This is a genomic window from Mesorhizobium sp. M0136 (assembly GCF_040322515.1).
Classification (GTDB): domain Bacteria; phylum Pseudomonadota; class Alphaproteobacteria; order Rhizobiales; family Rhizobiaceae; genus Mesorhizobium.
The window spans coordinates 182,238-196,759 of the sequence record NZ_JAMYTP010000009.1 but is presented as its reverse complement, the minus strand read 5'-3'; the positions used below and the strand labels follow the sequence as shown (position 1 = coordinate 196,759).

Here is a 14,522-nt window from a genome sequence, read left to right as displayed (position 1 = left end):
TTTCCCTCATGCCGCTCGGTTGGTGGAAAACACCGCCGGCGGCAGCGGCTCGCGGCCAAGGATCAGATCGGCGCCCTTTTCACCAACCATGATCGTCGGGGCATTGGTGTTGGAGGAGGGGATGCGTGGCATCACCGAGGCGTCGCAGACACGCAGGCCCTCGATGCCACGTAACCTGAGCTCCGGCGTCACCACGCTCATCGCATCGTAGCCCATGCGGCAGGTGCCGACCGGGTGGTGGTCGGTCTTGGAACTGCGGCAGGCGTAGTCGAACAGCTCGTCGCCGCTCTGCAGGTCGGGTCCCGGCAGTACCTCGCGCAGCACATAGGGCTGCAGCGCTTTCTGCCGCATGATCTCGCGCGCCAGCCTCAGCCCTTTGATCGACATGTCGCGGTCATAGGGATCGGACCAATAGTTCGGATCGATCAGCGGGCGGTCGGCCGGGTCGGCACTGTTCAGCCGCACCGTGCCGCGTGAGCGCGGGCGCAGGAAGGCCGAGTTCAGTGTCACGCCCGGATTGTTCAGCTTCTCGACGCCGGCCTCGATGCCGGAGCCGAGGCCGAGATGGAGCTGGATATCGGGAGAGGCGGCGGTCGGATCGGCGTACCAGAAGCCGCCGGTCTCGAACAGGCTGGAGGCCACCGGGCCTTTCTTCAGGAGCAGGTACTGAAGGCCGGCCCACGCCATCCAATGCAGCTTGGCGTAGTTGTCGTAAGTGTGATCGCCGGTGCATTCGGCGATGACGAACAGGTCGAGATGATCCTGCAGATTGGAGCCGACGCCGGGCAGGTCGTGCACAGGCGTCACGCCGACCGCCTTCAAATGGTCGGCCGGGCCGATGCCCGACTGCATCAAAAGTTTCGGCGAGCCGATGGCGCCGGACGAGACGATCACCTCGCGTTCGGCGCGCAGGATCGCTGGCTGGCCGCCCGGCCTGTCGACGATTTCGACGCCGATGGCGCGGCCCTTGTCGACGACGATGCGCGTCACCAGAACGCCGGTCCTGACCGTCAGGTTCTTGCGTTCGCGGATCGGCCGGAGATAGGCGACCGAGGCCGAAGAGCGTTTTGCGTCCTTCTGCGTCAATTGGTAATAGCCGACGCCCTCCTGGCTGGCGCCGTTGAAGTCGGGATTGAAGGGGATGCCCATCTCCTGCCCGGCGCGGAAATAGGCCTCGCAGATCGGCAGCGGCGCGATCGGGCTCGACACGCCGAGCGGGCCCTGGTCGCCGTGAAAATCGTTGGCATAACGTTGATTGTTCTCGGCGCGTTTGAAATAGGGCAGCACGTCGCGATAGCCCCAGCCGACAAGACCTTCTTCCTTCTCCCAGGCGTCGTAGTCGCGGGCGTTGCCGCGCGTGTAGATCTGGGCGTTGATCGACGAGCCGCCACCGATCACCTTGGCCTGCGTGTATCGGAAGACGCGGTCGTTCATGTGCTTTTGCGGCACAGTCGACCAGCCCCACGCGGCGATGCCCTTGGTCATCTTGGCAAAACCGGCCGGCATGTGGATCAGCGGATGCCAGTCCTTGCCGCCGGCTTCGAGCAGCAGCACCTGATGCGACGGATCTTCGCTCAGCCGGTTGGCGAGTACGCAGCCGGCCGGGCCGGCGCCGACGATTATGTAGTCGGTCATGGCGTCACCTTTTCATAGCCTCGGCACCGACAGCGCGCCGTCGACATTGATGACCGAGCCGGTCGAAAAGCCGAGCTTGCCGCCGGCGAGTGCTGCCACGGCGGCACCGATATCCTGGCCCTCGCCCCAGCGCATCGCCGGCACCAGCCCGCTCTCGATCAGCGCGTCATATTTGGCGGTGACACCCGCGGTCATCTCGGTGCGGATGATGCCCGGCCGCACCTCGAACACGGCGATGTTTTCGGTGGCAAGCCGCAGCGCCAGGTTCTTCACCCACATCGAAAGCCCGGCCTTGGAAATGCAGTAGTCGGAACGTTCCGGCGAGGCCATGGCGGCACTGACCGAGGTGACGGTGATGATCGATCTCGCACCATCGCTCGGCAGGCCTAGCATCGCTTTGGCGACGGCCTGGCTGAGGAACACCGTGCCGCGCAGATTGATGCCGAGCACCCGGTCGAAATTTTCCGGCTTGAGCTCGAGCAGATCGCCGCGCAGGACAGTGCCGATGCCGGCATTGTTGACCAGGCAGTCGATGCGGCCGAAGGCGCTTGTCGCGGCATCGATCAGCGCTGCATGGCCGTCGAGGTCGGCGATGTCGCTGCTGGCATAGGCAAATTTCGCGCCGCGCCCGGTGATGTCGGCGGCGAGCCCGTCGGCGGCTTCGCCGGCAAGGTCGGCGACGAGGATGTCGAAGCCTGCATCGGCCAGCGCCTCGGCGCAAGCAAGGCCGATGCCGCGCGCGCCGCCGGTGACGATCGCTGCGGGGCGGCTCATGTTGCAAGCTCCGTCTTGCGGATATGATCGGCGACGCGCAGCGCCTGTGCGGCGATCGACAGCGCCGGATTGACGGCGGCCGAATTCGGCAGGAAGCCGGCATCGACGACGAACAAATTGCTGTGGTCGAAGGAGCGGCAGAACGGGTCGAGCGGTGAGGTCGCTGGATCGTTGCCCATCTTCACCGTGCCGCACTGATGCGAGGGCGTGCGCTTGTCAAACGGCCGCGACAGGACGATCGGATAGCCGCAGGCGCGGAAATTCTCGCGCATCACCTTGGTCAGTCCGTCGAGCGACTGCATGTTGGAGCGCCGCCACTGCATGACGATGTCCTTGCCGTCGACCATGATGCGGCTCTCGGGATCGGGCAGGTCCTCGCACATCAGATACCAGTCGACGGCGTGGCCGGCCATGAAATCGAGCGCGAATTTGGGCGCGCGCCTGACATTGGCCTTGAGGATATTGCCGTCGATCTTGCCGAGGAGCTGGACATTGCCGAGCGGCTTGCCGCCCTTGCCGTCGGACAGATAATAATCGTTCAGCATCAGCGTCTTCTGGTAGACGGATTTGTTCCGGCGGCGTGGATCGATCGCCAGCATGGCGCTCGAATTGTGGTTCATGAAGTTGCGGCCGACCTGGTCGGAGCGGTTGGCCAGGCCTTTGCCACCGCCTCTGCCCTGAGGGGTGGGCGAGCGCAGCAAGATGGCGGCGGAATTGACTGCGCCGGCCGATAGGATGACCAACTTCGGCGCAACTTTCTTCAGCGTACCGTTCTGGCAATAATGGACGGCAGCGATTGTCCTCGCATCCGGCGATGCCTCGAGATGTTCGACGTGGGTGCCGGTCTCGAGCTTGATGTTCTGGTCGGCAAGGGCGGCGGTCAACGGGCCCGTTTGGGCGTCGACCTTGCCGGCGCCGGTGTTGGGAAAAGCGTCCCACGGCGTGCTGCCGTCTTTCAGCCAGGCTTCGATGTCGATGCCGAGCGGCAGCGATGCCGGGTGCAGGCCCAGGCTCCTGAGCTCGGCGCGGGCACGCGCGATCGGCGGCTCGTCCGGCACCGGCCCGAAAGGGTAGGGCATCGAGTGGAACGGCTCGGTCGGGTCTTCCCCCAGCGCACCGCGCACGCGGTACAGCTGCTCGGCCCTGGAATACCAGGGTTCGAATTCCTCGTAGGAAAACGGCCAGGCCGGCGAGATGCCGCCATAGTGCTCCATCTCCGAAAAGTCTTCCCTGCGGTAGCGGATCAGCACCGCGCCGTAGAATTTCGAATTGCCGCCGACATAGTAGTAATTGCCGGGGTTGAAAGGCGCTCCGCCGGCCTCGAGCCACATCTCCTTCGGCCTATAGTGGCCATCGACGAAGATTGCGCGGGTGTCGCGTGTGTGCGGGGTTGCCGGCAGGGCTTCGCCGCGCTCCAGCATCAGAATCGAGGCGCCACTGCCGGCAAGGCCGGAGGCGATCGTGGCGCCGCCTATGCCGGAGCCGATGATGACGATGTCGGGATTTGTCATGGCCGTCAGACGATGCGTTTCTCGGTCGCCGGATCGAAGAACACCGCCTTGGTCAGGTTGAAGGCGAGCGGCGTGACCGTGCCGGGCTGGATGTTGGCATCGGCGCGCAGCCGGGCCACCACCGCCTTGCCGCCGAGATTGGTGACCGCGAACGTATCCGAGCCGGCTGGCTCGATGACCTCGATGTGACAGTCGGCGCGGGCGATGTTCGAGGCGTTGCGTTCGGCCCCTTCGGGATCGGTCAGTGCTTCCGGGCGGACGCCGAAGATGATTGGTTTTCCGTGGAATGCCGACAGGCCGGCCGGCGCATTGGCCAGCGGCAGCGAGATCGGCTGGCGCGCCTCGCGCTCCATGACGACGGAGAAGCCGGATCCGTTGCTGCCGATCGTCGCCGGGATCAGGTTCATCGCCGGCGAGCCCATGAAGTCGGCAACAAACAGGTTGACCGGATTGTTATAGATCTCGGCCGGCGTACCGAACTGCTGCACCTCGCCGTCGCGCATCACCGCGATCTTGGTGGCCAGCGTCATGGCCTCGATCTGGTCGTGGGTGACGTAGACGATGGTGGTGCCGGTGGTGGCGTGCAGGCGCTTGATCTCGATGCGCATGTCGACGCGCAGCTTGGCGTCGAGATTGGACAAAGGCTCATCGAACAGGAACAGCTTTGGATCGCGCACCAGCGCCCGGCCCATGGCGACGCGCTGGCGCTGGCCGCCGGAAAGCTGGCTTGGCTTGCGCTTCAGCAAATGGCCGATCTGCAGGACCTTTGCCACCTTGTCGATCGCTTTCTGGCGCTCATCGGCCGGCACGCCGCGCATCTCCATGCCGAAGGCAATATTCCCGGCCACCGTCATGTTCGGATAGAGCGCGTAGCTCTGGAACACCATGGCGATGTCGCGCTTGGAGGGGTGGAGATCGTTGATCGTGCGTCCGTCGACGCGGATTTCCCCTTCGGTGATGGTTTCCAGGCCGGCAATGGTGTTGAGCAGCGTGGACTTGCCGCAACCGGAAGGCCCGACCAGCACGAGGAAGCCGCCCTTTTCCAGGTCGAGGTCGATGCCTTTCAGGATCTCGACCGCTCCGAAACGCTTCTTCAGCCCGTCAATTTCCAGAAAAGCCATGCGATTATCCTTTGACGGCGCCGGCCATAAGGCCGCGCACGAAATAGCGGCCGGCGAGCACATAGACGAGGAGCGTCGGCAGCGCGGCGATCATCGCAGCCGCCATATTGACGTTGTATTCGACGACGCCGGTCGAGGTGTTGACGACGTTGTTCAGCGCCACCGTCATCGGCATCACGTCGCCTGAGCCGGCATAGGCGGAGGCGAAGAGGAAGTCGTTCCAGATGTTGGTGAACTGGTAGATCACCGTCACCACGATGATCGGCAGCGAGTTGGGCAGCATGATGCGCCGGAAGATCTGGAAGAAGCTGGCGCCGTCGATCTGCGCCGCCTTCACCAGCTCGTTCGGAAACGCTTCGTAATAATTGCGGAAGAACAGGGTGGTGAAGCCGATGCCGTAGACGACGTGAACGAACACCAGGTTCACGGTTGGATTGCCGAAGCCGAAGGTGAAGCCGGTCGCGTTCTGCAGCTTGACGCCGAACCGGCCGAGGCTGCCGAGGATCGTTGCCATCGGCAAGAGCACGGACTGGAACGGGATGAAGCAGGCAAACAGCATCAGCCCGAACACCAGCGTCGCCCCGCGAAAGCGCCACTTCGTCAGCACATAGCCGTTGAGCGCGCCGAGCAGCGTCGAGATGATGACCGCCGGAACCACCATCTTGATCGAGTTCCAGAAATAGCCCTTCATGCCGACGCAGGTGAGACCCGAGCAAACTTCGCTCCACGCCCTGATCCAGGGTGCGAAGGTCGGCGCCTGCGGCAGCGCCAGCATGTTGCCGTTCTGGATCTCGTCCATGGTCTTGAACGAGGTCACCAGCATGACGAACAGCGGCATCAGATAGAACAGCGCAAACAGCGCCAGCAGCCCGTAGATGACGATACGGTTGACCGTCCTGGCGCTGATACCGCCTGTGCTCTGGCGAGCAGGAGTGGCTATGGCGCTCATCGCGGCTTCTCCCGAAGCTCGGAATAGAGATAGGGAACGATGATCGCGGTGATGGTCATCAGCATGATCACGGCGCTAGCCGAGCCGACGGCCATTTCGTTGCGCTTAAAGGTGTACTCATACATGAAGTTCGACGGCAGCCAGGCCGAGCCGCCCGGCCCGCCGCTGGTCAGCGCGACGACCAGATCGTAGGACTTGATGGCGAGATGCGCGAGGACGATCAAGGCGGACAGGAAGATCGGCCGCAGCAGCGGGATGACGATGCGACGGTAGAGCTGGAAGGTAGTGGCACCGTCGATCTGCGCCGCCTTCAGGATCTCGCCGTCGATACCGCGCAGGCCGGCCAGGAACATCGCCATGATGAAGCCTGACGCCTGCCAGACACCGGCGATGACCACAGTGTAGATGACGAAGTCCTTGTTCTTGATCCAGTCGAAATGGAAGCTCGTCCAGCCCCATTGGTGCAGCGTCTGCTCGAGGCCGAGGCCGGGGTCGAGAAACCATTTCCAGGCAACGCCGGTGACGATGAAGGACAGTGCCATCGGGTAGAGATAGATCGGCCGCAACATGCCTTCGCCGCGGATCTTCTGGTCAAGCAGGATCGCCAGGAACAGCCCGAGCGCCAGGCAGATGGAAATATAGAGGAAGCCAAAAATCCCCATATTGGTGATCGAGGTGTACCAGGAGGACGGCGGATCGCTTTCGAAAGTCCAGCGCCACAGCCGCTGATAGGCGCGTGGCCCGGTGATCGCATAGGAGGGAAAGGTCTTGGAATTGGTGAAGGACAGATAGATCGTCCACAGGATGAAGCCGTAGACGAAGACGATGGTGGCGGCGAAGCTCGGCGCCAGCACGAGCTTCGGCAGCGCGTCCTGCAGGCGCGAGCGCACCGTGGCGCCCGGACGGGCACCGTGCTCCGGCGTCAGCGTGATACTGGTTTCAGCAACTATGCTCATCGATCCATTCCGTATCGCGGGTCCGGAATTCTGTCGTCGCGTCCTCCGGCACGAAGCGTGCCGGTCAGCGCAACCGCCAAACCCCTCCGCAAGGGATCTCCCCGGCCTACGCCGGGGAGATCGTTCACATGGGCGGGTGCTTACTTGGCGTCTTCGATCGCACTGACCAGTTGGGTCACGGCCTCGTCCGAGGTCTTGATCTGGCCGTGGACGAACTTCGAGACGACATCCTTGTAGGCGTTGGCAACCGCCGGAGGGGCGCCGTAGCCTTGCGCCAGCGAGCCGAACAGCGTGCCGCCTTCATTGGCGGCCTTCAAATCGGCCATGCCCTTCTTGCCGCATGCGTCGAAGTCGGTGTCCGGCACGTCGGTGCGGGCCGGGACCGAGCCCTTGACGACGTTGAAGGCCGACTGGAAGCTCTTCGACAGAGTTGCGGTGGCCAGAGCGATCTGGGCGGCCTTGCGGTCTTCCGGAACCTTGAACATGCCGAACATGTCGGAGTTGTAGATCACGCTGCCGTCGGTGCCCGGGAAGCGATAGCAGAGAAAGTCGGTGCCCGGGACCTTCTTGGCGGCGTTGAATTCGCCCTTGGCCCAGTCGCCCATCACCTGCACCAGCGCATCGCCCTTGATGACCATGGCGGTGGCGAGGTTCCAGTCGCGGCCTGAGAAGTTCGGGTCGACATAGGTGACGAGCTTGGCGAGGTTGTCGAACGACTTCTTCATCGTGTCGGACTTGAGGGATTCCTCGTCGAGGTCGTTGAAGGCCTTCTTGTAGAACTCAGGCCCGCCGGTCGACAGCACGACCGAGTCGAACATGGTCGCTTCCTGCCAGTTCTGGCCGCCCAGCGCGAGCGGGATGACGCCCGCCGCCTTGGCCTTGTCGAGCAGCGCGATGAAGTCGTCGAAGGTCTTGGGCTCGGTGCCGCCGATCTTGTCCATCACCGCCTTGTTGATCCACAGCCAGTTGACCGAGTGGACGTTGACCGGAGCCGCGACCCACTTGCCGTCATAGACGGAGAATTTCTGCAGGGCGGCGGGAACGGACTTGTCCCAGCCTTCCTTTATCGCCGTCTCGGTCAGGTCGCCCATGACGCCGGCCGCGGCGTAGTCGAGCACGGTATAGCCAAGCATCTGCGAGGCGGTCGGGTAGTTGCCGGCCGCCACCATCGCCTTCAGCGCGGTCATGGCGGCGTCGCCGCCACCGCCGGCCACCGGCACGTCCTTCCAGGCAAAGCCTTCCTTGGCCAGATCCTGCTTGAGCACGTTCAGAGCGGCAGCTTCGCCGCCCGACGTCCACCAATGCAGCATCTGGACTTCCTTGACGTCCTCGGCATGGGCCGCGAACGCAACGCCCGCTGCGAGAGCCGTCCCGATAAGCAGTTGTCGCAACATGTACTTCCTCCCTTGTTGAACTTACAACGACCGGCGGATAGCCACCGGGTTCTTCCCAACTCAGCCGACCCACCATCCGGTGCGCTGGCCGCGATGAAACTGGATTGTCTTTTCCTCGGTATAATCCTCGACGGCGCGCTTGCCGAGTTCGCGTCCCAGACCGGACTGCTTGTAGCCGCCGAAAGGCAGTTCGGGATAACCCTCCATGAACGTGTTAACCCAAACGGTTCCCGAACGCACATTCCGCGCCACCGACATGCAGGTATCGATGCTGGCGCTCCACACGCCCGCCGACAGACCATAGGGCGTGTTGTTGGCGATGCGCAACGCCCTTTCAATCGATTCAAAAGTCAGCACCGAGAGCACCGGCCCGAACACTTCCTCGCGCGCAATGGCCATGTCTTCGGTGACGTCGCGAACGATTGTCGGATCAAGATACTGGCCGGCGCTCGCAGCAAGCTGCTTGCCGCCGCAATAGATCCGGCCGCCGTCGTTTTCCGCTGCCGTCACGTAGCCGGTGACCTTGGCCACATGGTCGGCGGAGATCATCGCGCCCACCATGGTGCGGTCGTCGAGCGGATCGCCGACAACCACCTTGGCGGTGAGTGCTTTGACGGCGCCGAGGAAGTCGTCGGCGATCGCCTCATGGACGATCAGCCGGCTGCCGGCATTGCAGCATTCGCCGGCATTGAAAAAGCCGCCGAATACCGCCGCGTCGGCAGCGGCTTCGAGGTCGGCATCGGGAAAGACGAGCTGGCCGTTCTTGCCGCCGAGTTCCATCGAGACTTTCTTCAGCGAGTTGGCAGCAGAGGCCATGGTCATCTTACCGACCCGGGTAGAGCCGGTGAACGACACCATCTCGACCAGCGGGTGGCTGACCATCGGTGCGCCGACATCGGCGCCCAGACCGGCAAGGATGTTGACGACGCCATCCGGCAGGCCGGCCTGCATCAGGATCTCGCCGAGCACGAAGGTCGAGGCCGAGGTCATCTCGCTCGGCTTGACCACCGCGGTGCAGCCGGCGGCGAGCGCGAAGGGCAGTTTCTGGCTGACGATAAGGAATGGGAAATTCCACGGCGTGATGATCGAGACGACGCCGACCGGTTCGCGCAGCACGACGCCGAGCATGGTGTCGCCGAGATTGGCATAGCTTTCGCCGTGAAGGGTCCGCGCAAGTGCCGCGGCATAGCGCCAGATGTCGACGGCGCCGCCGATCTCGCCGCGCGCCTGGGCAATCGGCTTGCCGGATTCCAGCGCGTCGAGCCGGGCAATCTCGTCCAGCCGCGCCTCGATCAGGTCAGCAGCCTTGAGCAGGATCGCGGCGCGCTCGGCGGCCTTCATGCGCGGCCACGGGCCGGTCTCGAAGGCCCTGTGCGCGGCCTGTACCGCAGCCTCGACGTCCGCCGCGCCGGCCTGTGCATAGCGCGAGACGGTGAAGCCGTGGCCGGGGCTGCTGCGCTCCAGCGTGCGGCCGTCCCGAGCGTCGACGAACTTGCCGTCGATCAGCAGCCGGTAGCTTTTCGGCGCTGCAGCTGCCTCGGCGGGCATGGCGATGTTGAGAGGTGCGTTCATGCGAGTTTCAGGTTCCTAAGATCTTGAGAACGCCGGTTTCTGCTTGGCGCTGAAAGCCTCGACGCCGGTCCTGAGATCGCTTGTCAGCGCGATGAAGCCGCTGGCCAGCGCTTCGGTCGCGGCAGCACTCTCTTCGCCCTCCGCGATGGCAATCATCAGCTTGGCGGCTTCGGTCGCGAGCGGGCCGCGCTCGGCGATCTTGCCGGCCCAGGCCTTGGCTTCGGCGAACGCCTTACCGGTCTCGACCACCCGGTCGACAATCCCCAGAGCAAGAGCCTCGGTAGCCAGAAACACTTCGCCGCCGAGCGCCATCCGCCGCACTGCCTGCGCGCCGAAGCGGCGCACGGCGCGCTGGGTGCCGGACCAACCGGGAACGACGCCGATCGAGGTTTCGGGGAACCCCAGCTTCACTTGTGTTTCCGCCACGCGGAAGTCTGCAGCCGCCGCCAGTTCCAGCCCGCCGCCCAGCGCATGGCCGGCAAGCACGGCGATCGTCGGCTGCCGCAGCCGCGCCAGCCGATCAAAGACGCGGTGGCCGTAGCGCACCCATTGCACCTGGAAATCGGCGGCGCTCATTTCTGCCCACGCCTCGACGTCGCCGCCGGCGCAAAAGCCCTTGCCTTCGCCGCAGACCAGCACGACGCGGACGCCGTCCGCCGCCTCGGCTTCGTCGAGCGCTGCTTCCAACCCCCGCAGCATCGGAATATCGAGCGCGTTGAATTTCTCCGGCCGGCGCAGCGTGACAATGCTTATGGCGCCGTCGGTTTCAAAGGTTACCAGACGCTCAGCCATGTGCGCCTCCAAGCGACGCGCCGCCATTGAGCGATAGGCCGATCGGCCGGTCCCGGTAGAGCGCATCCGGTGTGATTTTCAGGTCGTTGGCGACGGCGAGCGGGATCTCGGCCTGCGCCAGCACATCGCGCTCGAGGTCGATGCCCGGCGCCAACTCGGTCACCATCAGCCCCGCCGGCGTCAGCTTCATCACGCAACGCTCGGTGACATAGGTGATATCCTGTCCCTGCGCGACGGCACGCTTGCCCGAGAAGGAGATATGCTCGACCTCGTCGACGACTTTCTTGACCTTGCCCTCCTGGTCGATGCGGATGCCGCCACCGGCAAGCGACAGCTTGGCGCCGGCGTTGAAGAAACCGGAAAAGACGATCTTCTTCGCTCGCGCGGTGATGTCGACGAAGCCGCCGGCGCCGGCGGTGACGTGGGGCCGCGCCGAAAGCTTCGAGACATTGACAGAGCCGTGGCGGTCGATCTGCAGGAAGGACAGCAGCGAGGCGTCGAAGCCGCCGGCCTGGAAGTAGATGAACTGGTGCGGCGAGGGCATGAAGGCGTCGGCGTTCGACGAGCAGCCGAACTTGAAGTCGAGCAGCGGCACGCCGCCAACCGCGCCCTGTTCGATGACCCAGGTGACCTTGCCGTGCTGGCCTTCCTCGATAAGGATGCGCGGCACATTGGCCGAGATGCCGAAGCCGATATTGACCGCCATGCCGTCCGCAAGCTCCATGGCGACGCGGCGGGCGATGACCTTCTGGACGTTCATCTCGGCGTTGCGGAAGCTCGACAGCGGCCGGAAGATCTCGCCGGAGATGGCCGGATCGTAGGGCGTCAGCGTCGTCTGCAACTGGTCGGGCGCCACGACGATATGATCGACCAGCACGCCAGGCACGCGCACGTCGTGTGGCTTCAGCGTGCCGTTCTCGACGACGCGCTTGACCTGCGCGATGACGATGCCGCCATTGTTGCGGGCGGCCAGCGCCTGTTCAAGGCCGCCGAGATAGGCACCTTCATGCTCATAGGTGAGGTTGCCGCGCTCATCGGCGGTGGTGGCGCGAATGATCGCGACCTGCGGCACGATCGCGCGGAAATAGAGCCATTCCTCGCCGTCGAACTGCTGCACCGAAACGATCGGCTCGCTGGCGGCAGCATTCATGGCGCAGCCCTGGTGGCGCGGGTCGGCGAAGGTGTCGAGCCCGACCTTGGTCAGCACGCCGGGACGCTTGGCGGCGGCTTCGCGATGCATGTCGAACAGAATGCCGGACGGCACGTTGTAAGCAGCGACCGAATTGTCGCCGATCATCTTCCAGATCTGCGGTGGTTCGGAAGATGACGGCCCGGATGGATAGGAACCGCACAAAGTGCACTTCAACAGGCCGGGCTTGGCTAAGTGATCGATGCCCTTGATGCCGTACATGTCACCGGCGGCGATCGGGTGCAGCGTCGTGATGTCCTTGGGATGGCCTTCGGCGTCGAAGCGCTCGCCGATCGCGGCAAGCACCGCATCCGGGCAGCCGAGGCCGCTCGACGACGACACGGAAACGACCACGCCATCCCTGATCAGGCCGGCAGCCTCAGCCGCGGAAACGAGCTTGCTCATCCAGCACTCCCGAGCTTCGGGTCGATGGCAACGGCCTTGCCGGACCTGGCCGACTGCAATGCCGCTTCGGCTGATGTCAGCGACCAGACGCCGTCCTCGCCGGTGGCGGAAGGCTGGCCCTCGCCACGGATCGCCGCGTGGAATTGGCGCAGCGAACGGGCATAGAGATCTTCGCGGTCGAAGCTCAATTCCTCCTCGCCCTTTGCCGTGCGCAGCAACACCGAGCCGACCGGCTTCTGCGTCATCACATCCCTGGCGATCAGCGAGCCTTCGCTGCCATGCACCTCGAAGCCGGTGCCGGCGAATTTGGTGGTGAAGCCCTCATGCGACTGGGCGATGACGCCCGATGCGAAACGCCAGAGGCACATGGCGCCGTCTTCCAGCCCGCCGGCGGCCATGCCGGCCGATTGCGTGAACGCCGAGATCTCGAGGGGATCGTCGCCGAGCACGAAGCGCAGCGTGTCGGCATCGTGGACGGTGATGTCGAGCACCACGCCGCCGCCGGCGTCCGGCCTGGTGATGCGCCAGCCCTGCAGGTTTTCCGGCAGATAGACGGAGTGGAAGACGCGCGCGGCGATCGGTCTGCCGATGCGGCCGGCAGCGATCGCTTCGCGCATCGCCCGATGCGAGCCGGCATTGCGCAGATGGTGATTGGTGCCGAGCACGACGCCGGCGGCCCTGGCCGCCGCGACCATCTTGCGGGCGTCGGCGTTGGTCAGCGCCAGCGGCTTTTCGCAAAGCACATGCTTTCCCGCCTCGATGGCGGCGAGTGCCTGTTCGAGATGCAATTCGTTGGTGGTCGAGATGTAGACGGCGTCGATGTCGGAGCCGAGCAATTCATCAAGCGTCGCGACCGCCGCCGGAATGCGGTTTTCCCGAGCATAGGCGGTGGCCCGCTCCAGGCTGGAGCTCATCACTGCGGCGATCTCGCCGTCCGGCTGCCCGCGGATGGCGCCGATCATGAACTGTCTTGCGATCGTGCTGGCGCCGATCAGCCCCCAACTGACGGTCATGCCGCGTCTCCCATCCCTGCGCAGCCATGCTCCTTGCGATCGGGGCCGCAGCTTTCCCTGACCACGAGGTTGACGGCGCCGATATGATCTTCGGCGCGCGTGGTGCGCGATTGGATCATCTTCAGCACGACATGGGCGGCGCGCTCGCCGAGGCCGGCGGTGTTCACCGCGACGCTGGTCAGCGCCGGCATGTAGTGCTCGGCCTCGGCGACGTCGTCGAAGCCGACGACGGCAAAGTCCGCGCCAGGCTCAAGGCCGCGCTTGCGCAGCGCCAGCAAGACGCCGAAGGCGACCGCATCGTTGAAGCAAAGCGCCGCGGTCGGCGGTGAGGCCATGGCAAGGGCGGTTTCCAGGCAGGCAATGCCGCCCTTGCGGCTGGTTTCGCCCTCGAAGACCAGCCTGTCGGCCGGTGCGATGCCGAGCGCTTCACAGGCCTCGCGAAAGCCGCCCAGCCGCTCGTGGTAGACGACAAGGTCGGACGAGCCGCCGAAGAAGGCCAGCCGGCGGTGGCCCTTGCCGATCAGATGGGCGGTGGCAAGATAGGCGCCGCGATGATTGTCGGGCGTGATCACCGGGATGCGGCTTTCGGGGAGGCGGCGCATGACGAAAACGACCGGAACGCCTGCGGTCTCAAGGCGGCGGAACGCGCCAGGCGTGGTGCCGCGCGCCGGCGACACGACGAGCCCGGCGACACCCTGCTCCATCAGCGATTTCAGAACCTCTTCCTGGCGCACCGGGCTCTCCGCCGTGTTGGCGATGAAAGGCACGATGCCGGCCGACTGGAAGACGCGCTCCATGCCGACCGCCATCTCGGCGAAAAACGGATTGGTAAGATCGTTGATGACCATGCCGATGACGTTGGAATGGGCCTTGCGCAGATTGGCGGCGCCGCGGTTGTAGACATAGCCGACATCCTCGATCGCCTTGCGCACCTTGAGCGCGGTCTCAGGCCGGATCAGCCGGCTGCCTTGCAACACCAGCGATACCGTCGATTTGGACACGCCCGCCTCACGGGCGATGTCGAGTATCGTTGCCTTGGCCCGGCTGGCCATCCAGATCTGTCCTCCCGGAGGTTTTCTCATGCGATTTTATTGGAACGATCTAATCTCTGCGAGGCATTTGAGTCAATCGTGTTTTTGCGAACCCGAGAAAAATGCGGCTCAGTGGGCGCAATCGTCCAGCAAGCACGGCTTCCACCTGCTGTGATGCAG

The 14,522-nt window shown here is 64.5% G+C and carries 12 protein-coding genes; all 12 read right to left on the bottom strand.

Annotated elements, in window-relative coordinates; translation table 11 throughout:
* Nucleotides 1-6: 6 nt before the first annotated feature.
* The 12 genes from NKJ35_RS13610 to NKJ35_RS13555 all read right to left on the bottom strand — a co-directional run bounded on the left by NKJ35_RS13610 (nt 7) and on the right by NKJ35_RS13555 (nt 14,363).
* Nucleotides 7-1,635 (bottom strand): GMC family oxidoreductase, encoded by a 1,629-nt coding sequence (locus NKJ35_RS13610; RefSeq protein WP_352647646.1) that lies wholly within the window; start codon nt 1,633-1,635, stop codon nt 7-9.
* A gap of 12 nt (nt 1,636-1,647) precedes the next feature.
* Nucleotides 1,648-2,409 (bottom strand): 3-ketoacyl-ACP reductase, encoded by a 762-nt coding sequence (locus tag NKJ35_RS13605; RefSeq protein ID WP_352647644.1) that lies wholly within the window; start codon nt 2,407-2,409, stop codon nt 1,648-1,650.
* Nucleotides 2,406-3,920 (bottom strand): GMC oxidoreductase, encoded by a 1,515-nt coding sequence (locus NKJ35_RS13600; protein ID WP_352647642.1) that lies wholly within the window; start codon nt 3,918-3,920, stop codon nt 2,406-2,408. Before NKJ35_RS13600 ends, NKJ35_RS13605 begins: the two co-directional genes overlap by 4 nt.
* A 5-nt stretch (nt 3,921-3,925) precedes the next feature.
* Entirely contained in the window at nt 3,926-5,041 is a 1,116-nt protein-coding gene (locus tag NKJ35_RS13595) for an ABC transporter ATP-binding protein (RefSeq protein WP_352478183.1), read from the bottom strand.
* Nucleotides 5,042-5,045: 4 nt separating this feature from the next.
* On the bottom strand, nt 5,046-5,990 hold the full coding sequence (locus NKJ35_RS13590; RefSeq protein ID WP_254816905.1) for a carbohydrate ABC transporter permease: 945 nt from the start codon (nt 5,988-5,990) through the stop codon (nt 5,046-5,048).
* A complete protein-coding gene (locus NKJ35_RS13585) occupies nt 5,987-6,946 on the bottom strand; it encodes a carbohydrate ABC transporter permease (protein ID WP_352647639.1) in 960 nt (319 codons plus the stop codon). The genes NKJ35_RS13590 and NKJ35_RS13585 overlap by 4 nt, the downstream gene beginning before the upstream one ends.
* A 140-nt stretch (nt 6,947-7,086) precedes the next feature.
* On the bottom strand, nt 7,087-8,340 hold the full coding sequence (locus tag NKJ35_RS13580) for an ABC transporter substrate-binding protein (RefSeq protein ID WP_352647637.1): 1,254 nt from the start codon (nt 8,338-8,340) through the stop codon (nt 7,087-7,089).
* A 60-nt stretch (nt 8,341-8,400) separates the two neighbouring features.
* Nucleotides 8,401-9,912 (bottom strand): aldehyde dehydrogenase family protein, encoded by a 1,512-nt coding sequence (locus tag NKJ35_RS13575; protein ID WP_352647635.1) that lies wholly within the window; start codon nt 9,910-9,912, stop codon nt 8,401-8,403.
* A gap of 15 nt (nt 9,913-9,927) precedes the next feature.
* Nucleotides 9,928-10,704, bottom strand: a complete 777-nt coding sequence (locus tag NKJ35_RS13570) for an enoyl-CoA hydratase/isomerase family protein (protein ID WP_352647633.1) — start codon at nt 10,702-10,704, stop codon at nt 9,928-9,930.
* Nucleotides 10,697-12,298: an acyl CoA:acetate/3-ketoacid CoA transferase gene (locus NKJ35_RS13565; protein WP_352647631.1), complete on the bottom strand. Its 1,602-nt coding sequence runs from the start codon at nt 12,296-12,298 to the stop codon at nt 10,697-10,699. The genes NKJ35_RS13570 and NKJ35_RS13565 overlap by 8 nt, the downstream gene beginning before the upstream one ends.
* Nucleotides 12,295-13,311 (bottom strand): Gfo/Idh/MocA family protein, encoded by a 1,017-nt coding sequence (locus tag NKJ35_RS13560; RefSeq protein ID WP_352647629.1) that lies wholly within the window; start codon nt 13,309-13,311, stop codon nt 12,295-12,297. Before NKJ35_RS13560 ends, NKJ35_RS13565 begins: the two co-directional genes overlap by 4 nt.
* Entirely contained in the window at nt 13,308-14,363 is a 1,056-nt protein-coding gene (locus NKJ35_RS13555) for a LacI family DNA-binding transcriptional regulator (protein ID WP_352647626.1), read from the bottom strand. The genes NKJ35_RS13560 and NKJ35_RS13555 overlap by 4 nt, the downstream gene beginning before the upstream one ends.
* Nucleotides 14,364-14,522: the final 159 nt, after the last annotated feature.

What these genes read in the sequence shown, in the direction of transcription:
- NKJ35_RS13610 (WP_352647646.1), bottom strand. Translation starts at nt 1,635, where the DNA reads ATGACCGACTACATAATCGTCGGCGCCGGCCCGGCCGGCTGCGTACTC.
- NKJ35_RS13605 (WP_352647644.1), bottom strand. Translation starts at nt 2,409, where the DNA reads ATGAGCCGCCCCGCAGCGATCGTCACCGGCGGCGCGCGCGGCATCGGC.
- NKJ35_RS13600 (WP_352647642.1), bottom strand. Translation starts at nt 3,920, where the DNA reads ATGACAAATCCCGACATCGTCATCATCGGCTCCGGCATAGGCGGCGCC.
- NKJ35_RS13595 (WP_352478183.1), bottom strand. Translation starts at nt 5,041, where the DNA reads ATGGCTTTTCTGGAAATTGACGGGCTGAAGAAGCGTTTCGGAGCGGTC.
- NKJ35_RS13590 (WP_254816905.1), bottom strand. Translation starts at nt 5,990, where the DNA reads ATGAGCGCCATAGCCACTCCTGCTCGCCAGAGCACAGGCGGTATCAGC.
- NKJ35_RS13585 (WP_352647639.1), bottom strand. Translation starts at nt 6,946, where the DNA reads ATGAGCATAGTTGCTGAAACCAGTATCACGCTGACGCCGGAGCACGGT.
- NKJ35_RS13580 (WP_352647637.1), bottom strand. Translation starts at nt 8,340, where the DNA reads ATGTTGCGACAACTGCTTATCGGGACGGCTCTCGCAGCGGGCGTTGCG.
- NKJ35_RS13575 (WP_352647635.1), bottom strand. Translation starts at nt 9,912, where the DNA reads ATGAACGCACCTCTCAACATCGCCATGCCCGCCGAGGCAGCTGCAGCG.
- NKJ35_RS13570 (WP_352647633.1), bottom strand. Translation starts at nt 10,704, where the DNA reads ATGGCTGAGCGTCTGGTAACCTTTGAAACCGACGGCGCCATAAGCATT.
- NKJ35_RS13565 (WP_352647631.1), bottom strand. Translation starts at nt 12,298, where the DNA reads ATGAGCAAGCTCGTTTCCGCGGCTGAGGCTGCCGGCCTGATCAGGGAT.
- NKJ35_RS13560 (WP_352647629.1), bottom strand. Translation starts at nt 13,311, where the DNA reads ATGACCGTCAGTTGGGGGCTGATCGGCGCCAGCACGATCGCAAGACAG.
- NKJ35_RS13555 (WP_352647626.1), bottom strand. Translation starts at nt 14,363, where the DNA reads ATGGCCAGCCGGGCCAAGGCAACGATACTCGACATCGCCCGTGAGGCG.